Consider the following 19,350-nt stretch of genomic DNA (forward strand, 5'->3'; position numbering starts at 1 on the left):
GACTTAGACTCTTCTCGTTATCGTATTTATTCAGCTACCTGGAGCGAGGAACTTAAAGGGCTCTGAAGGACTCAACTTAGATGCTACTTCCCCACCAGTATCCATTGGAGTATCTAATTTCATTGTCATTACTTTAGATCCCGGCTCGATAGAAACACTATCTATATCCAGCCAGATTACTGATGGATTAATAACAGAATCGAAATAGTAGCGGCTATTTTTTTGATCAATAACTGACCGCCACAATGTTGAGGCTATATTGGGTTTATCGGGATCATCCATTCCCAGCGGCACACTGACGGCACGAATTTGGGAGAATGCGGATGCCAATGCATCGCGATACATTTTATATTCTGGCGATGTTTTTAAAGCATAACTCGCCCGTACAAACCTGTCCGCCGCACTAATTGTACCTGGTAAAAAGTTTTGGCCTCCAATTGAATTCCAATAGGAGTTGATTGCCAGCTGCTGATCATAAGGAGGAGAATTAGTCATTACCGCAAACTGCTTACCGTGATGGATCTTTAGCACACCATCAAGATATTCAAAAATAGCGGAATCACCGCTGGGATCTGAAATTGCAATATGTGTACTTGCCGGTCTCCCATTGGGAAGATCTGCGCCAACCACGGTGAATGGGTCACTCTTTAACCCCTTTACCGCAGCATCAACCGTTGCGTAGTTATCCAGGATGTATTGCAACCAGGCCCCAACAGAGATAGTTGGCTTATCCCTATCGGAAGCACTCCCATAATCTGCCTCAGCCAAGTATAAAAGATTGCCTACGAGGCCCTTTTCATTGAGCCCATCAGTTGTAGCCGCATCGTAAATACTGATAACAATTGAGCCAAACTTCGATGTCCAAGTAATAGATTTTGGGCCCAAGCCACCATTGCGCTCCATCCCCTGAGGGAAAACCCAAAATGCCATAGCTGCATCGGTATCACTCCAGTCCATGCTACGGGCAGTAATATAGGTCTTATCGCCAGTTTCATAGAGTATTCGGGTACAAGCAATCGAAGACCTGGGCTCGAGTAGGCACAGCACTACAATAACAAAAACCATAACGGAGCTTATAGATTTAGGAAAACATGAAATCCTTTTCACTTTGCCTACCATCCTTCAAAATCATTAATTAATATACTGATCGTTTACAATCACTGTAATCGGCTATAAACAATAGAAAGTCCGGTTTCCATCATAGATGGCCAACAATGGGGAGACTGTCTTTCATTCCAATACTTGGCAACCTTGGCGTAAAGATCCAGAAACTGACACCGCTTTCGACATGTACAGTTCAAATATTTTGTAACTTCAGTAAACTTTTACAGCTTATCAGCTTCACGCTAAAAGCATTCATTTTGGTATAGGCCACTCAAATAAAAACTATTTGAAAAACTGTACACCTGTTAACCAGAAAGAGATGACCCCTCTTATCGAAGCAGCAATAAGGCCAATCACGGAGCCCCTAATGAACTCAATTGGCAGACTGGTAATCCTAGTCAACAACTATGAAGAAGCTATTGCCTTTTATCGTGACAAATTGGGGTTTGAAGTATTTATTGACTCTCAAGCAGCACCGCATCGATTTGTTCATATTCGACTTCCGGCACAAAAAGATATGGGTATATGGTTACTTCAGGCAACTTCTGAAAGCCAGCAAAAGAAAGTGGGAGCACAAACTGCAGGGCAGCCTTGTGCCGTTATTTATACAGATAATTTTGACAGAGAATATAAAAAACTTGCAAAAAATGGCGTTCACTTCAGCAAGCCACCCACTTCTGAAGGGGGTGCAGAGTTTGCCCACTTTGAAGATCTCTACGGCAACGAATTTATTTTAGTTGAACTACAAAAAGAAACCGTAGAGTAAATTTTAACCTGTCGCTTCTGATTCCCCCATAGAGTGCGGTGTAAGCAGCAACAGATCTTCACCTTCGCTAGTCTCCCCCCTTAACCGCGATGAAATAACTTCCGACAAGTAATTTAAGAAAAGAACCACGAAGCGGCTTTTCCCCTCCCAATCAATAAATCTTTTTCTTTTCTATATTTACATCTCATTTTGTATCACATATAAATCGAGTAACATCCAGTTGACATGCACCTATATCCAATGTCCTTCGGTTAGTATAGAGCTGGCCATCGCACAAAATTTCACCACTGAGATACACCGCAGCTAGCTACTGGCTAGCGTACTTATATATGGAAATACTCACTTACTGAAACGATTTTCACACAGAAAAAACAAAGGCAGGAGCAAACCTTGGCAGAAGGTTATATCTCCAGAATAGAGCCAATTGGAATAACAATGAGAAGAAGCTTAATTATGCTGGTGCCTGGATTGACACGAGTCACCAGCACCGCCCAACTGTCAGAGTTCACCGAGGGAATGATCGCAGCCAGTGAGCGTATGCCTCTCACTCAGATTTCTGATCCTACCGTCCCCGCCGGCATCAACCGCCTGAGGGTCAACGATAAACAGGAGCTTGATCTGGTTGAAGCTTACTGGAACGACTTGGTTCCTAGCATTACCCAGCAGAGCCTGAAAGTCCGCTTAGCCCGAGGCTTCTCCCTAATCTGGTTCTGGCTGGCCAACCTCCATATTTGGAAAGGGGTGCTTAAACGAAAGTACCTGACATTTGGTCTAACCCTCTCAGCATTAGCCTTTATTGTTTGGTACATTGGTACCATCATTTTGTTTGTCGAAGCTGTTGAGCCCACCAGTGACAGCCCGTTTTATCCCGCAGTACAACAGCTCAAGCAAGGTGTTGAGTATATAGGGGGCTGGCGGATCTGGCTGATTGCTACTGCCGTTGTTGCCGTTATGCCGGTTGCCTTACTAGTAGATATTTCTGACTTTTGTAAGCGCTATCTCACCAATGAGCCGGCGGCCAAGGGCAAGCCTGCAGTCCGCTTTGAGATTATCCGACGGGTCAGAGAACAGCTCGAAAACAGTATTAAACTATATGACTACGATTCCGTAACTATTGTCGGACATAGTTTTGGCAGTGTTGTTACTGTAGACCTTTTTGCCGATCTTCCGCCAATCGGTAAACCTATACGTATCCTAACAATGGGGTCCCTAATCGAAGTTCTGGGTAAGCAAGCTCCTTGGCTGCAGAATGAAGTAGAACAACTGTCACAAAGAAAAGATCTAATCGAGTGGATTGATATCAAATCTCACTCAGACTGGTTTGCCAGTGGTTCTGCGGTCCCAGCACGCCACCACTGTTATGAGAGAATTATCGGGTCTTACGGTACTTTTCCGGACAAACTGGCAGCTCGAGTTCACTCCCGATATTTCGATAATCAGGAGGCTGTTCGCTTACTGCTGACTTACTTTGAAAAGAAAAATGATCCCAGTATTTCGCCGACCTCGCATGAGATTTTGGAACCGGTATAAATGGGTACCCAGACGAAAAAATTGGAAAGAACTGTATATCTCTCAGCCACCCTTTAGGCGGCTGAAAAGAGCCGAATTGAACTATTAAAATGAAAATTAAAGGGGGAGTTGTCATGATAAGGCAGCCAATAGCAATCTTTGCAGTTTTAGCCTTTCTTACCATTCTAGTTAGCGGATGCTCACAAATGGCGCCGCGCTATGATGCCGCGCTATACTCCGATTTAACCACTGTCAATGTAGAGATAATGGAATTTTTCTCTTCAGTTTCCAGTGGAACTAACAAAGATTCTTACTCAAAAAGAGATGAGAGATACCATGCATTGATCGGCAAAGTAGATGCGCTGGCTATGCAATCGAAAACCCGCCCTGCGCCTGAAAGTAAACTACTCAAAAAGATTAACAACTATTTGGAATCTTCTGGCAGGAATATTAGCTTTGAGCGGGCCCCCCCCAGTGTTGCGTCACTGGAGAAAATTTCAGAGAGTTTGAATATGATGCGCACGGTAGATGAAGATAAGGGCCTAAACGCAACCGCTGTTTCTCTATTCAAAAATGAAATTGTTGTTTCCATGGACCAAGCACTCACCTATGAGTCTTTTCTGAATCGCTGAGGAAATTACTATGTCTATTGACGTTAACCAACTCGTTGCCGATATTAAAGGGGCAGCTTCTGCGGTAATCAACAGTGATATTTCTGAACTCAGAGGGTTTTCCGAACGTCAGTTATCCGCAATGGCCCAGCAAACAAAAATGATTGCTAAAGCAATTGCATCTGATGAAATATCTGGCGATCTGCAAGATTACTTTCTCGACTCCCTGGAGGATATGGCCAAGAACTTCGCCAACACCTTACGTGGACTCCTGATAGTTACCATCGAAAAAGTCTGGAATGCAGTTCTGGGAGTTCTCTGGGGAACAATTGAAGCTTGCACCGGCATTTCTTTGAAAGCTGCTATCTGATTTCTGTTTAAATTGGGCTGGGGTAACTCAGCCCTCCCCCTCTACACTCAATCAAGATTACTCACCGGATCACCCCCACTACCAAGGACTCTATTCAGTCAGTCTGAAACAGCTCATGTTTCTGACTCTCAGGATTTATTGAGCATTCACCAACGGGTAAAAAGAGTTTAACCCCCCTGTAAAGAATTATTCATCAAGACGCGTCAATGTACGCGCGCAAATAACCCAAGCCACTAACCAGGCTGGTTAACACTTGCTGAATCACTACAAACTGGGGTATCCCGATGAATACTAAAAAGACCTACCTGGCAGCCGCCACTTCAGTGGCCACAATAATGAGTGCCAGTCCCGTGACCGCTGAAGACCTCAGCAACGCACAAATTGAAGAAGTAATGGTTCTGGGCTCCGGTAGCACTTTTAACAGCAGCGAAGTATCTGAGGCAATGCGCAAGCAACAGTCCTCTATCACCAGCGTTAATGCACTGATCGATAACCTCCCCGGTGTCTCAGTCAATGAAGGAGATACTTACGGCTTTGACGACTGGTCAACCAATATCAGTATTCGCGGATTTACTAACAGCTTAGATGAACAGCAAATTGGCACCACCATCGATGGTATTCCCAATGGCGGTTCGAATTACGGTGGAGGCTCAAAAGCAAACCGCTTTGTTGATCCGGGTAATATCGGTTCAGTAGAAGTATCACAGGGTACTTCAGATATCGCCTCACGTTCCCACGAAGCCTTGGGAGGCACTATTGATTATCGCACTGATGATCCTTTGGATACACAGCGCAGTCGAATAGAACTGTCCGCAGGCGAGTTTGATGCACAGAGAGTATATTTTCGCTATGACACTGGTATTTTTGCCGGGAACAGCAAAGCCTGGATCTCATACTCTAACCAGGAAGCGACCGACTGGATTACTGAAACCGCTGAGAATGAACGAGAGCATATCGCGGCAAAACTAGTGACCAGCTTGGAAGCTGGTACCATCAAGGCCTACCTATCTTACGACGATATCCACGAAGATAATTATCAACGAATCTATTCGGACGCCCAATTTGAAGAGTACCCTGAAAACGATTTCCTTACCGGCAACTGGTCTGGTATTCCTTATATCGATCAACTTTATCGCCGTGGCTGGTCTACCTTGCGTGAGAACCTGCTGGCCTACACCCAGTTCGATTTTGACCTGACAGATTCATTCAATCTACAGGCCGGACTCTATTACCACAGCAACGAAGGCCGCGGGGACTGGGTGCCCCCTTACCTGGTTGATATTACAGATGACAGCGAACAAGGCGAGCCCGAGTTCCTCGGCGGCTCAACTGCCTACGGCGGTAGCCAGTCGGGCATCATTTATTTTGTTGACGCCAATGGCAATGCCCTTACTTATGATGAAACATGTACAGCGTCAGTCACCAATATCTATGGCGATTCAGGACCGGCCTACAATCCAGATTGCTATGCAGAGGGCGCCATACCCACGATGTCTTATCGGCACACTCATTATGAGAAAGAGCGTGCCGGACTGACTCTAGACTTTACATACGCTACCACCATCGCCGGGTTAGACAATGAGCTGCGAGGCGGCCTCTGGTATGAAGACTCCACCCGTGACGAACACCGCGATTGGCACAAAATCACTGATGCAACTCAAGGTGCCAGTTTCAATTCAACACCCTATTGGGTGCAATACGACCGCAGTTACCCCTCCACCAGCACAAAGTGGTATTTACAGAACTCCCTGACCATCGACACTCTCACTTTGACACTGGGCGCCAAGCAGTTCTTTGTCGATGTTGAAAGGGAAGATCTGTTTCAGGAGTCTTCCGATGCAAGTGTTGACTCTGATTCAGATATCCTGCTCTCCGCCGGTTTGATTTGGGAAACACCCCTGGAAGGTGCAGAGCTGTTCGCAGGCTACGCTGAAAACTTTAAGGCGATTGGAGACAGCGTATTAGAGCGGCCCGATTCAGATCTCGACAATATCGAACCGGAAACCTCAGAGACCACAGAGCTAGGGCTTCGCTATACCGCCGATAATTTCTCGGCAACTGCCACCTATTTTCAAAATGATTTTGAAAACCGGATCATTTTCCTGGACAACAATACTGCCGCAGGTAATAACTATTTGATAGGTACCAATGGGACCTATTTTAATGCCGGCGGAATCGAATCTGATGGTCTGGAACTTTTCCTGGACTACGATTTATCAGAAACTCTAAATCTCTATACATCCTATACCCTGCTGGACACTACCTATATTGGCTCAGGAAACTCAGCAGTAGATGAAACTCAAGGAATAACACCAGGGAATGACGTAGTCGGAATAGCTGATCAACTCTATGTGATTGGCCTGGATTGGAATTCTGAAATATTTTACGGTGGCATCTCCAGTAAGTTTACCGGAGATCGCTTTGTCGACTTAGACAATAGCTGGACAGCTGACTCCTATGTAGTTGTCGATGCCTACCTGGGCATGAATCTGGGAGAATTTAGCCCGGCACTACGGGGAGCCAACCTGAATTTAGTGATAAATAATTTACTGGATGAGGATTACTTAGGAACTGTCGTTTCTGGCGGTGCCTGGATAGGTGCTCCACGGACAGCCTCACTCTCTGCAACTATTGATTTCTAAGATTTTTTTGGCAGCCACACAATCGGCTGGAAATGCTAGCCGATTGTGCGTATGTTTAGTCAAGCAGTAGATTCAAAAATAAAGTGCAATAAATAATAAATATAGTCGAAAAATAATTTTGATTATTTGCGACAAATATAAATAATCCAAAAATATGCAAAGAGCTCTTTCAATGAACAGATTGACTACAGCAATCCTGACCCTGTTTCTTTCTACTCAATCCCTTGCCGCAGACAACCTCGTATTAGTTACTATCGACGGCTTGCGCTGGCAGGAAGTGTTCTCCGGTTATGACCCTGAACTTCTCAACCACGCAGAGTTCACTGAAAATAAACAAGACCTTATCAATCACTTTCACGGCGATTCACTCATCGAAAAACGTCAAAAATTATTGCCTTTTATCTGGCAAACAGTGGCTAAAGAAGGGGTTTTAATTGGCAATCGCGACAAGGGGTCTAAAGCACAAGTTACCAATAGCTGGTGGTTTTCCTATCCCGGTTACAATGAGATTTTAACCGGCTCCGCCGACCCCAAAATCAATAGTAACGACCCAACTCCCAATGCCAATACTACCTTTCTCGAGTGGCTAAACAGCAAATCTGAGTACAAAGGCCAAATCGCTGCATTCGGCAGCTGGGGGGTATTCTCCTCGATACTTAATCGTGATCGCAGTGGTATTTACATTAACGCGGGGCTGGAAGCTGCCGATTGGCCAAAATTGAGCCAAAGAGCAGGGTTTCTCAATGATTTGCAGGGGCAACTGCCGGTTTTCTGGGAAAACGTGCGGCCCGATGCATTTACCTATGGATTTGCAAAAGAGTACTTAATTAGCAAAAAGCCCAAGGTAATGTACATTGCCCTGGGTGAAACTGACGATTTTGCCCACGATGAGGAATATCACCAGTATCTCCACTCCGCACATCGGAGCGACATGATACTCGCCAAACTCTGGCAGACACTGCAATCTCTTGATCAATACCGAGACAATACCAACCTACTCATTACCGTTGACCACGGGCGTGGCAACACCGCTGAATCCTGGCCGCACCACGCCAGTGGCCCTGCACTGACCCAATACTTCGGTAAAGAAGATCACCCCCACAAAGCGGGTATACCCGGCTCCAATGAAATCTGGATTGCCGCACTGGGCCCAGACATTAAGGCCTTGGGAGAAGTATCCAGGGGAGAAGCCATTTTTCAGGATCAGATAGCCGCAACCGCACTACAACTGCTCGGCCATAAGTCAGAAGAGTTCTCGCAGGATAGTGGCAAAGCAATAGACAGTATTCTCAAATAAACCTTTGTTCAGCCAGGCCTGACAAGTTCGGCTGAACAAATTTTCACCGCCTTGGACCAGTAATATTCTGGAGCTTGATAACAACTTAAAGAACCCATCAATTAAGTGTTAACAGGCTCTAGCTGCCCCGCCCCGGTTTCCGCATAATGCAGGCCGCACTCGCAACTGAAAACAAATGGCCTGATGTATGTGGTTTAAAAACCTCCGTATTTATCGTTTGACGAAAGAATTTTCCCTGGATGCTGAAAAATTGAACGAATTGCTGGAGCCCCATGCATTTGTTCCCTGTGGCAGTCAGGACAGCACTCGCTATGGGTGGGTGCCTCCACTAGGGCGCCACGGCAGCCAGTTGGTGCACGCAACTAATGGCTACCTAATGGCCTGTGCTAAGAAGCAAGAAAAAGTGATTCCCGCTGCGGTAGTCAATGAGAAAGTTGAAGAGCTGGCACAAGCTATTTCTGAAAAAGAAGCCAGGCAGGTAGGTCGCAAGGAGCGGCAAAACCTTAAAGACGAGATTCTCCTTGAAATGCGTCCCAAGGCATTCGCTCGGTCCCGTCTGCAATATGCCTACATTGCACCTCAGGATGGCTGGGTAGTGGTTGACGCCTCTTCTGCCTCCGCCGCCGAGGAACTGCTGGAGAACCTCCGCGAGGCTATCAGTAGCCTTGCCGTGGTACCACTCTCCGCTAAGAACCTGCCACAGCAAACGATGACCCATTGGCTCAGTGCCCCTGAAGCACCGCTTCAATTCGATTTTGGCCACGAATGCGAGTTGCGCGATCCCAAAGACAGCGGCAGTGTTATCCGCTGTAAAAACCAGGACCTTTGTGCTGAGGAAATTCACAATCACTTGGTGGCCGGACTACAAGTGCACAAACTGGGGCTGACCTGGCGTGGGGGCGTTGAATTCCTGGTAGATGATCAGCTGTCCCTAAAGCGTATCAAGTTCAGTGACGAGCTTCTGGAGAAAGCCGATAGCGCCGATGCAGAAAGTGCAGCCCAGCGATTTGATGCAGATTTTGCGGTGATGACTCTGGAGATCTCAGCCCTGACCAAAGACTTGCTCTCCGCCTTCGGTGGCGTCAACACCGAGTCGGCTAGCGTTGAGGAACTGGTGGCCAAAGCCAGCCGCCAAGAGGCGGAGGCCCTGGCCAAAGAGGTAGAAGAGGTCGTTCTTTAGGGAGCTCAGATAGTGATACGTACCTGAAAGGCACGTATCACCTGCCCCCTTCCCCATCAATCAAATCTCAACCATTGGGCGGCCAGGTTCGGTCCACTGAACGTGGTACTTGCGCTGCTCAGGCTGGTCCACACGCGCAAAGGTATGGGCTCCAAAGAAATCCCGCTGTCCTTGCAGCAGGTTCGCCGGAAGCGACTCGGTGCGGAAGGCATCGTAGTAATTGAGCGCCGATGACAGGGCCGGTACCGGAATACCATTCAGAGTGGCGCTCGCCACCGCTTGGCGCCAGTTGGCCTGGTGATCGGCAATCTGCTGGGTAAAGAAATCATCCAGCAACAAGTTGGAAAGCTTGGAATCTCGATCGTAAGCATCACTGATAGATTGCAGGAACACTGCTCGAATGATGCAGCCTGCACGCCAAATTCTGGCAATTTCAGAGAAGTTCAACTGCCAACCCTGCTCCCGTGCAGCCAGCTTCATCAAATCGAAGCCCTGGGCGTAAACACAGATCTTTGCGCAGTAGAGAGCGTCGTGCAGCTGTGCAATCACTTCTTCCCGTTGCTCTGGAGCCACTGGTGTCAACTCAGGCCCTTGCAGTTTCTTCGCTGCGCGGGTACGCAATACCTTCCGGGTAGATAATGAACGGGCGTAAACCGCTTCGGCAATACTCGGGGCCGGACAGCCCACTTCCAGGCTGCTCATGGCTGTCCAGAGACCAGTACCTTTTTGCCCTGCTCGGTCGAGGATTACGTCTACCAGCGGTTGTTCTGTCACGGAGTCCAAGGTAGAGAGTACTTCCGCACTGATATTGATCAGATAGCTGTTCAGCGGGCCTCGGTTCCACTCGCGGAATACTTCTGCAATTTCCTCTGGGGCCATACCCAGCGCCGTGCGCATCACATGATAGGCCTCACAGATCATCTGCATATCGGCATATTCAATACCGTTATGCACCATCTTCACATAGTGGCCTGAGCCTATCGGGCCGATATAAGCCGCACAGGGCTCACCTTCGCGAACCGGGTTGCCAGGCTCAAAGCGCTCAATCGGCTGGCCGCTGGCTTTATCCACTTTGGCGGCAATAGCATGCCAAACTGGCTCAATACGACTCCAGGCATAACGGTCGCCGCTGGGCATGAGGGATGGCCCAAAACGAGCACCCACTTCGCCACCGGATACTGCGGTGGTGAAGAAAATCAACTTGCCTTCATACCGTTTAGCCCGCTCTACAGAGTCGGTCCACAGGCTGTTACCAGTATCAACAACGATGTCGTCAGCCTTCAAGCCCGCATCGAGTAGCTTGCTGCATACGTCATCAACGGGGGCTCCAGCCGGAACCGAGAGAATAATCAAGTGCGGGGCTTTAACCTTCGCCAACAGCTCTGTATAAGAGTTGCAGGCTTCAACACGCGCAGGCAGGTCTCCACGCTCTTTCTTGTCCTGCTCCAGCAGCGCATTCAGCCGGTTGTGATCCAAATCAAAGGCACAGACCCTATAGCCATTGTCGGCCAGGTTCAGGATCAGGTTCTTACCCATCACACCGGCGCCGATAAAGCCAATATCGCACTGTGAATCAGACATCAAGTTCTCCATATAAAGACAGGGGGCTTTCAAGGGCGCGGAGTATAGCAATATGAATCTGGAGCAGGGAGAGCAAAAACCAAACAAAATTGCCCAGAGGGCAGCAAATACAGCCTACAAGGTGTAGAAGCCGATAGCAGGTGGTCCGCTATGGGCAAATACTCCCGACCTGGCGCATCTTATCTTTTGGCGCCAACCGGCAATTCAATTGCCCCGACACCAGAGCTCCATAAGTTATTTCAAGTCTATGATGCTTTATAAGAAAAGCTGATAACGAACTGTAAGAGCAAGGACATATCCGCCCAATACGCTAATTGGGGAAATCGCTTCCGATGAGGCTGAGTTTCCTAACGATAACGCAGCCGGTTTCCCCATGTACCGTAAGTGGCACTATCATTACTAACCCATAATCCTCCATCACAACTACTTAATCTGCCTATAAATCCATTTTATCGATTAAATTGAATTTTTAACAAAATCAAGGCATGTGAAATTTAATAAAGTAAAACCCATATTCTTTGGAAATTTGACTGAGAGGGATGACCTTGGACACCCTACTTAACTGAGCTTACTAACAAATGAAAGCCAACAATAAAATAAACCATAAAATACAATCAATCCATTATTTGGCCTTCCAGGATTTATAGCCAACACCTCGATACTGGAATTTCAATATTCGCTTCACTACAGCAAAGCGCAAAATAAAAGCTCTTAACTTTACTGAAAGTAAGAAATAAACGATGAAAATAAATTGACTTTTTCAGCAAGATGGAAACTCACGATTTATCCTATAAGTGCATGAGCAATACCATGGTCATTAAAAATAGACTTATTAAGGACCCTCTGATCAACGAAGCATTTTTCCAGAATTAAGCTGAGCTGCTTGAAAAATTCACTTTATTACGCACAAACGCGTAATTTGCGCGTAATAGTCCACTAATTTTTCATCTGAAACCCTCAATAGGTGGATTTCAGGCGAACCACCCCTAGGCAGCCAAGTATTTTCTCCCTATTATTAAGTTGGTAAAGCCTGCCAGTAAGCACAGCCTCTCAGTATTTTTTACCAGTCCCCGATAGCGGACCTTGTCATAACCAAATACCCGTTTGATGTAGCGGAAGGGGTGCTCGACCTTCGCTCTTATCTGCGCCTTGATCTTTTCCGCTTTACGAAGTGCATCACGCCCTGGAAGAGTTTTTAGCTTGCTCGGCTTCATTGCTATATACCAATCCGCCTCCCGCTCTTTCAACTCTTCACGTTTCTCCGCACCAATGTACCCAGAGTCTCCCCAGATTCTTTTCTCCTCCCCGTGGAGAACTCGCTCTGTAGTTGTGACATCATGCGAATTCGCTGCTGTTGTATCTATGCTATGTATTACTCCGAGCACATCATCAACCCCGATATGCATTTTCATTCCAAAATGCCACTGATTGCCTTTCTTTGTTTGATGCATTTCTGGATCACGTTTTTTCTTTTTATTCTTGGTTGAAGTTGGCGCAGAGATAATAGTGGCATCTACAATCGTGCCTTCACGCAGTACCATGCCATTCTCAGCAAGATGCTTGTTGATTTCATCAAAAAGAGCTGCACCTAGCTGATTGAGCTCCAGTAAGTGGCGAAAGTTAAGAATCGTTGTTTCATCGGGAATTGGGCCGCTCAAAGTCAATCCAGCAAAACTACGCATGGATTCAATTTCATACAGTGCATCCTCCATAGCGGGATCACTGAGATTATAAAATAGCTGCATGCAATGAATACGGAGCATGACACTCAATGGATATGGCTGTCGGCCACGTTTGCCTTGTGGATAGCAAGGAGTGATCTGAGCTTCTAGTCGCTGCCATGGGATGAGGGCTTCCATTTGAGAAAGAAACTTCTCTCGGCGAGTTATACGGCGCTTTAGCTTATATTCTGCTTCGGCAAAGGTGACTTGGTGCATAATTCATCGTAGTCTTGATGGGTAGGTGAATATTACCAATATTGGCTTGGAATTATTCAGAGGTTCCTTAAGTCGACCGCCGGTGAATATGCTGGAGACCTCATAAGATCATTGAATCAGCCAAATGGAAAAACTACCTTCAACAGCGCCAAAACTCCCAGCGCAGGTTCAGACAACTAGAGGGAAATTAATAGTGTAATTTCAACAAGCTCTCATTTCACCTATACAGCCTCTAAGTCTATCCCACCTTAATTAATAGCCCTAGATGCTAACAACACTAGCATTACGGAAACAGTTAATTTATATACCTGCCAACAATAATCAATGACTATTTTTGTAACCCAAAACTCATATGCAGTACGAAAACTGGCAGCGCCCCTAAAGCCAAGACCGCCAGATTTCAGAAGACATCAATAAAAATGCAAAAATAGGTTGGCAAGAAATCCTCTCACCAACCTACATATTCATTCAATCAAATATAAGCAATGAATCACAGATTTCACCGGATTAATCAAAACCCTTTACTAACACTTAAGCCAACAATACGAGGCTCTAATGTAAACACATTAGTAGTAAGACCTGAATCATCACTATTAGTGAACATATCAGTGATAGGCGCATCATCAAAAATATTCTTCACGTAGAGCTGCATATATAGATCAGAGTCAGGATTGCTGAGGCTAACTGAAGTATTGAGATTACTCCAAGCCTTCAAACGATCATACTCAGTATTATATACACGAGCATAACTTTCCGACTGACGGTAGTAGTCTGCTCGTAGAGTTAAATCCCAATTCTCAATAGGAATCGTATGTTCCACTCCGAAATTAACAGTGAAACGTGGTGCATTGGGTAACTCATTTCCACTTAAATCAGCAGAAAAACCACGCCCCCCATTAGGTGCATCCGTTAGCGGGTTGTAGGGATCGACTCCATAATTGATATCATGGCGCAAAGCATCCGAGACTTCGATTTCTGGAGAGAATGAACCATACTGGGCGGAACCCGCACAAAGCGACCAAATAGCAAAAATATTAGGTGCAGGCGCAGCCATAACGGTTTCAACTAAATCCACAGGTGCAATACAATTAGACGGCACTTGGATGCTGGGACGAACCAGTACCCAATCTTCATTGCCCTGAGTACGATCCATCACGTCAACAGATTCCTCTCCATCTGCAATTCGGGTTTTCAGGTACCCTAAATTCATATCTATTCGTGTTGCATCTGTAAGCTGCCAAGCCAGCTCAAGCTCAAGCCCCATAGTTTCCGCATCAAAATTCTCATTGAGAGAAATTCGGTCAACAATTTGAGAGACTTGATAGTCGGTATAATCGTAATAAAAGGCGCTAGCATTGAGCGATAAGCTACCATCAAAAAGAATGTTCTTACTGCCAAACTCAATTGCGTTAACAAACTCCGGCTCAAAAGAATCTTCCAGGGGCTGAAACTGTACTATTGCTGGATCAACCTCGGCTCGGGGAGGGTTAGTACCACCACCTTTGTAGCCATGGGCAAAGGACATATAGAGCATAGTTTCATCCGTAAAAGGCAGATCCGTTCTCCAGTCCAAAACTGCACGCCCGGTGTACTCCTTCCAGTTCTGGGTCACCGGATCACCTTCCGGATAGCCTCGATGGACAAGCCCCCCTGAGATTTCACCGGAGGAGACTTCCCCCGTTACCGGATCATAAAAAGTACCTAACAACAGCTGACTGGGTACCGGAGTAGAGCGCTTGCGATCATTTGTATAGCGAAGGCCGGTAGTTAGCTTTACATCATCATTAATTTGCCAATAAGTTTCACCAAATAATGCCCAAGAATTAACTTCCACCAAATTTCGGCTCAAGAAATAGTTATGTCCTTCCTCATCAATGTTTTCTATCGAATTAGGGTCAACATAAATACAATCCGCACCGACATTTACCTCTGGATCAGTACAGTTTTGAAATACTAAATTGAAATATTCATCGCGGTCGGCATTATGTAGATATTGCGCCACCATACTAAATATATTATTGAATACGAAATAGTCATCTTGGGTTTTAAAGTCTAAGTAGTTTGTGCCCACTGAGAAATTCCAAGGGCCATCAAAAGATGTTTGCAATCGGAATTCTTGGCTCCACTGCTTATTATCTGATCGACTAATATCAACCGCCAACAGTCCTTCAGAGGGTCCCAACTGTGGATCAGTAAAAACTCCCCCCGGTGTAGGTTCTAAATTACCCCCATCATTAAAGATGGGATCTGAAACATAACGATTATAATCTTGGGATGAATAGTAATCGTCCTTAGCATAAGTCGACTGAGAGTAAAATGTGAGAGAGTCTGTCAGGCCCCATTCGAAGTTCAGTTGCACTAAGTCATTCTCTGCGCGAAATACCGGATCATAACTGGTTTCAATTTTACGAAGATCACGCGACTGTGTTGAATTCGCATAAGGGTCAGTAAACCAGTCAATAACCTGGCCATAGCTCGTGACAATTAACCCGGTAGCCAAAACGCTCGCAAAACCCTGGGCATTGGGTGCGCTGTAAGCGTCATCACTATAAATCGAGCTAGGCAGACAACCCTGACTAAAAAACACTGGCGTAAAGCCTGTTAGTTCAGTATCACCAATATGTGTTCGGCCTGGATCTTTTGTACAAAGTTGCTTGCCCGTGCGCGAGCGCCGATCATCTTCTTCAAAGTGCTGCCATATTAAGTTGGCACTAAAGGATTCACTGGGCTCCCACTCAAAGATTGCACGAGTAGAATATAGATCGCGGTCATTAACATCGTTACCGGTATAAGTGTTATAGTCAAAACCATCACGCTTAGTCATGGCTCCGGAGAGACGCAACGCCATGGTCTCCCCCAATGGGATATTAAACATTCCGCTGGCGCGTTTGGTGTTATAACTGCCCACCTCCGCCTTAATCTCAGAGGCAAACTCATCTCCAGGCATAATTGGCAGCATATTAACTACGCCAGCTGTCGCATTGCGGCCATAAAGTGTACCTTGGGGGCCACGCAAGACTTCAACCCGTTGCACATCAAAGAATTCTTGCTCAAATAATCGATTGCGAATTAAAGGAGCATTGTTAAAGCTCACAGCAACCGCCGGGTCTGAAGCAGCAGAAACAGCTTTAGTGCCTATACCGCGAATAGAGAAGTTATAGGTGCTGAAGTTGGATTTGGAAAAATTGGTATTTGGGACAGCTCGTAGTAACTCCTCCCCCCGCTCAATCTTAAGGTCATCCATACTGTCGCCACTGAGTGCAGATACTGCAATGGGCACATCTTGAATACTCTCTTCAATCTTCTGCGCAGTAACCGTGATCTCCTCAATCGCCTGTCTTGGGTGTTTGCTTTCTTCACTCTCCTGGGCGCTGGAAATGGTAGGAACAACTGCAATTGCCAAAGAGGCAACAATGGAGCTGTACCAGGGAGTAATTTGGCATGAATGTCCAGATTGATAAATCGCTTGTGCAATCAATGTTTTCTTTTTGACAGGTTTCATCATCACACTACGTCTCTCTTTATTGTCGGTATTATTGGGTTATTGACCTGATATAAACCTATTTCAGGTTTAACAATACTTAAGACGCGAGAGCTAAAAGAAAGGGGGGATAAAAAATAAACTTGATTTTCTGGAAGTCAAAACAGAATTATTAACTAAATATTTCGAAGGCTACAGCAGTTAGAACTAAAAAAGCCAAACCTCTGGCGTAGCGCTATCAGAATCACTCACCAAAAAATTTCTAGTTGAGCTTATTGTCCCGTTAGACATCTACTCGAAAAAAGGTTACAACCTACAGTACAATATAAAATATTTTGCGCCATCAAGGAGCTTCCTCTGCCACCTGCCTAACCTTGGTCAAAGCACGTTGTATTAATTCTTTAACCGAATCCTTAGAGATTCCCATTTGCTCCGCAATTGCTTGATAAGTCATTCCCTCAAAGCGATGATAGCGAAAAGCTGTACCAGCTCTTGGCGGCAATCCTAAAATAGCTTCCTGCACTCGGGTATAAGCCTGTATTCCCATCACCGTCCGTTCCGGACTAATCATGTAAGGGATGTCGACTTTGTGATCAATAGAGTCATGTAACCCTCCACACCTAGACTTTTGACGCCTACCATGACTAATCAAAAGATTTCTTGCCATGGCATAGATGTAAATTCTTGGGTTTTCGATTTGCCCTCCATACTTTTTGATACGAATATATAACTGAATAAAAACCTCCTGGACTAGATCATCAACATCAGATAGATTAACTCGGGAAGAAAAGTAACGTTTCAAATCCAATCCATACTCACCAACCCACTGCGTCACATCATCCTGATAAAAGTTTTCCATTTTTCTAGTGAACCATCTCGTGTGACCGACCGGTTTCCCTGAGCTTCTGGAAAATTTTGCAATACTTAGTACAACTTACAGAGGCTCTCTAGAGACAATGAACAAAACAAACCATCGATCAATTATTTTTTGGTCAAATTATTTTTGTAGTACAAAACCAGCCTTTTTTTCAAAATCGAGTATCAACTAGCTAAACCGATATAAGTCTTTAGTTTTACTAAAGTTAACTTCCCCTAAAAACACAGGGAGTAGACAAAAAACATACGATAAACGACCACCTCCAGCGGTTGGAAAAAAGTAACGCCTAAATTACAAGCATAGAGAGGTATTACTATGAACTTCAGCGCCTAAAGGCTAATCAAATCGTAGACTATTAACCTTCAAAAGGAGGGAAAATAAAAGAGGGGAAAATGGAACAAGTACTTGGATAATTGTAGATATGAAAAAGTTACATTACGAAATATAAAAATAGAATTACTTACTTCTTCCGTTTTTGTAGTAGTAAAGTAGATTTTTACACTTCCACAGAAACATTGAGAGCTTCATACTCTTTATCTTATTACAAAAAAAATTGCTATCTTTTGAATAAATCTTATGCGAACAGTTTTCAAGATGAATCATTTCTATATGCTAGAGTACTTTCCTGACTTTTTGTTCACGCCGGCATAGTCGCAACTGGGAAAGAAAATGACACTTTCGTTTATAGAGCCTGTCAAGCCACTATACAAAAAGTACAAGCGTTTTATCCGTGCTAAAGCCCTGATAGGGTCCTAAGCAACCTTGTTTTGCACCCTCAGCCTTTGTTCAGCCCCTCCACTTTCAGTGAACGCAGACATCTCACCGTTCCAAATTCCTCGAAGCAGCAGCCTGGAGTTAAAGATCCTATCAGTACTAGGTCCTATTCACTTTACGTTAAGTTACCTAAGAGTTACGAAAGTACCCTCGACTAACGATATCCTTTAGTGCTTATGACAGATGCAGACTCAGCCTTTCAGGCCACTTCAGGTACAACTCAAGTGGCGATGGATTTAGGCAAACTGCAGGAAGTCATTTTAGTTGGACTATCTTACTCAAAAGGGTCAAAAATCATGCCAGCCGTATTCGGGACTTTACCCCCATCATCGATAAAAACTGGAAATATTTAACTGCAAGGCCTATGAGCATGCCACTTTTATTCATGACGTCATTTTGCCCCTCCTAGCAAGATCATATCGCCTATTTGACAGTGGACACACGTTTATAGGGCACTCTCTAGGCGAGCTATTTGGCACATATATGTTGCTTACCAGGCCAAGCGGCTTTGATAACTATATCCTCAGCAGTCTATCGATGTGGCACGATCGTGCAAGAATCCTTAATGTGAAAGCTACTCCCAGCTCTAATCACCGAAAGGTGTTTATTGAAGTTGGTGCTATAGAAACTCCAGAAAAAAGCCAAACTCGCAACGACATGTTAAGGGGAGCGAGGCAGCCCTAAAGAAAATTAATCATTGAAGAAGGCTAGAGGTAAGCTCCCGACTGTTCATTATTCCAGAAGCAAATCATGGCACTTCATTTCCAACTACTGCCATTCAGGACTTGGGCTGCCTATACAAAACAATCATGCAAGAGCAACAGTAACGTAAACTAATAGATGACAGTTTCATTAATACAAAGGTCTTTTATATCAACGGATGCAACCACTAAAATTTATAAAAATTTCATAGGTGTGATCAACAAACCAAAGATAAAAAGGCTATCCTTATTGTTATAGCTGGCATTTTTTCATTGACACTATAGCCTCACTTTACCAAAGCTATTATCTAGGGATGATAAACTTCAAATCGCCATACGATTCTCCCTCAGATACCCTACTTCAGGTAAAATATCTACACCAGAGGCAACCCATGAATCTGAGCATAATGATTTTTATAACAACCCATAATACCTGAACACTTGCCAGCCCAGGCGTAGAACCATTTTCTAGTTATTTTAGAGCAAGAGCTTAATTTCCGCGTAGTGAATTTAAGGCAAG

The 19,350-nt window shown here is 45.1% G+C and carries 14 protein-coding genes; 9 read left to right on the forward strand and 5 right to left on the reverse strand.

The features are described 5' to 3' along the window. Positions 1-30: 30 nt before the first annotated feature. Positions 31-1,065 (reverse strand): bile salt hydrolase, encoded by a 1,035-nt coding sequence (locus ACJJIN_RS10210; RefSeq protein WP_444897969.1) that lies wholly within the window; start codon positions 1,063-1,065, stop codon positions 31-33. Between the two features lie 406 nt (positions 1,066-1,471). Between ACJJIN_RS10210 and ACJJIN_RS10215 the strand changes: the two genes are divergently transcribed. From ACJJIN_RS10215 to rdgC, 7 genes are all read left to right on the forward strand, one after another. Then, positions 1,472-1,870: a VOC family protein gene (locus ACJJIN_RS10215; RefSeq protein WP_444897970.1), complete on the forward strand. Its 399-nt coding sequence runs from the start codon at positions 1,472-1,474 to the stop codon at positions 1,868-1,870. Positions 1,871-2,305: 435 nt separating this feature from the next. Next, entirely contained in the window at positions 2,306-3,400 is a 1,095-nt protein-coding gene (locus ACJJIN_RS10220) for an alpha/beta hydrolase family protein (protein WP_444897971.1), read from the forward strand. Positions 3,401-3,489: 89 nt separating this feature from the next. Beyond that, positions 3,490-4,011: a hypothetical protein gene (locus ACJJIN_RS10225; protein WP_444897972.1), complete on the forward strand. Its 522-nt coding sequence runs from the start codon at positions 3,490-3,492 to the stop codon at positions 4,009-4,011. A gap of 10 nt (positions 4,012-4,021) precedes the next feature. Continuing rightward, the gene (locus tag ACJJIN_RS10230; protein WP_444897973.1) at positions 4,022-4,360 is read left to right on the forward strand and encodes a hypothetical protein; all 339 of its coding nucleotides are present in this window, start codon (positions 4,022-4,024) and stop codon (positions 4,358-4,360) included. 284 nt (positions 4,361-4,644) lie between these two features. After that, the gene (locus ACJJIN_RS10235) at positions 4,645-7,002 is read left to right on the forward strand and encodes a TonB-dependent receptor domain-containing protein (RefSeq protein WP_444897974.1); all 2,358 of its coding nucleotides are present in this window, start codon (positions 4,645-4,647) and stop codon (positions 7,000-7,002) included. Between the two features lie 172 nt (positions 7,003-7,174). Then, on the forward strand, positions 7,175-8,299 hold the full coding sequence (locus tag ACJJIN_RS10240; protein WP_444897975.1) for an alkaline phosphatase family protein: 1,125 nt from the start codon (positions 7,175-7,177) through the stop codon (positions 8,297-8,299). 187 nt (positions 8,300-8,486) lie between these two features. After that, positions 8,487-9,479, forward strand: coding sequence for a recombination-associated protein RdgC (rdgC, locus tag ACJJIN_RS10245; RefSeq protein WP_444897976.1), 993 nt, complete (start codon positions 8,487-8,489; stop codon positions 9,477-9,479). Positions 9,480-9,539: 60 nt separating this feature from the next. Here rdgC and gnd read toward each other — a convergent pair whose 3' ends face one another. From gnd to ACJJIN_RS10265, 4 genes are all read right to left on the reverse strand, one after another. Beyond that, complete coding sequence (gene gnd, locus ACJJIN_RS10250) at positions 9,540-11,060, reverse strand: NADP-dependent phosphogluconate dehydrogenase (protein ID WP_282932002.1); 1,521 nt, start codon at positions 11,058-11,060, stop codon at positions 9,540-9,542. A 986-nt stretch (positions 11,061-12,046) separates the two neighbouring features. Then, positions 12,047-12,997 (reverse strand): IS5 family transposase, encoded by a 951-nt coding sequence (locus ACJJIN_RS10255; protein WP_444895065.1) that lies wholly within the window; start codon positions 12,995-12,997, stop codon positions 12,047-12,049. A 511-nt stretch (positions 12,998-13,508) separates the two neighbouring features. Continuing rightward, positions 13,509-16,502: a TonB-dependent receptor gene (locus ACJJIN_RS10260; RefSeq protein WP_444897977.1), complete on the reverse strand. Its 2,994-nt coding sequence runs from the start codon at positions 16,500-16,502 to the stop codon at positions 13,509-13,511. Between the two features lie 319 nt (positions 16,503-16,821). Continuing rightward, positions 16,822-17,337, reverse strand: a complete 516-nt coding sequence (locus ACJJIN_RS10265) for an RNA polymerase sigma factor (protein WP_444897978.1) — start codon at positions 17,335-17,337, stop codon at positions 16,822-16,824. A gap of 968 nt (positions 17,338-18,305) precedes the next feature. Here ACJJIN_RS10265 and ACJJIN_RS10270 point away from each other — a divergent pair. Further along, positions 18,306-18,482, forward strand: a complete 177-nt coding sequence (locus tag ACJJIN_RS10270) for a hypothetical protein (protein ID WP_444897979.1) — start codon at positions 18,306-18,308, stop codon at positions 18,480-18,482. Further along, positions 18,475-18,813 carry an alpha/beta hydrolase-fold protein gene (locus ACJJIN_RS10275; protein WP_444898244.1) on the forward strand — a complete coding sequence of 113 codons (339 nt, stop codon included), beginning with the start codon at positions 18,475-18,477 and terminating at the stop codon, positions 18,811-18,813. Before ACJJIN_RS10270 ends, ACJJIN_RS10275 begins: the two co-directional genes overlap by 8 nt. Positions 18,814-19,350: the final 537 nt, after the last annotated feature.

The sequence above is a fragment of the Microbulbifer maximicatervae (SeqCode) genome, assembly GCF_052467505.1.

Bases quoted from the DNA above. Each gene is read 5' to 3' on its own strand.
- ACJJIN_RS10210 (WP_444897969.1), bottom strand. From the start codon at position 1,065: ATGGTTTTTGTTATTGTAGTGCTGTGCCTACTCGAGCCCAGGTCTTCG.
- ACJJIN_RS10215 (WP_444897970.1), top strand. From the start codon at position 1,472: ATGAACTCAATTGGCAGACTGGTAATCCTAGTCAACAACTATGAAGAA.
- ACJJIN_RS10220 (WP_444897971.1), top strand. From the start codon at position 2,306: ATGAGAAGAAGCTTAATTATGCTGGTGCCTGGATTGACACGAGTCACC.
- ACJJIN_RS10225 (WP_444897972.1), top strand. From the start codon at position 3,490: ATGAAAATTAAAGGGGGAGTTGTCATGATAAGGCAGCCAATAGCAATC.
- ACJJIN_RS10230 (WP_444897973.1), top strand. From the start codon at position 4,022: ATGTCTATTGACGTTAACCAACTCGTTGCCGATATTAAAGGGGCAGCT.
- ACJJIN_RS10235 (WP_444897974.1), top strand. From the start codon at position 4,645: ATGAATACTAAAAAGACCTACCTGGCAGCCGCCACTTCAGTGGCCACA.
- ACJJIN_RS10240 (WP_444897975.1), top strand. From the start codon at position 7,175: ATGAACAGATTGACTACAGCAATCCTGACCCTGTTTCTTTCTACTCAA.
- rdgC (WP_444897976.1), top strand. From the start codon at position 8,487: ATGTGGTTTAAAAACCTCCGTATTTATCGTTTGACGAAAGAATTTTCC.
- gnd (WP_282932002.1), bottom strand. From the start codon at position 11,060: ATGTCTGATTCACAGTGCGATATTGGCTTTATCGGCGCCGGTGTGATG.
- ACJJIN_RS10255 (WP_444895065.1), bottom strand. From the start codon at position 12,997: ATGCACCAAGTCACCTTTGCCGAAGCAGAATATAAGCTAAAGCGCCGT.
- ACJJIN_RS10260 (WP_444897977.1), bottom strand. From the start codon at position 16,502: ATGATGAAACCTGTCAAAAAGAAAACATTGATTGCACAAGCGATTTAT.
- ACJJIN_RS10265 (WP_444897978.1), bottom strand. From the start codon at position 17,337: ATGGAAAACTTTTATCAGGATGATGTGACGCAGTGGGTTGGTGAGTAT.
- ACJJIN_RS10270 (WP_444897979.1), top strand. From the start codon at position 18,306: ATGACAGATGCAGACTCAGCCTTTCAGGCCACTTCAGGTACAACTCAA.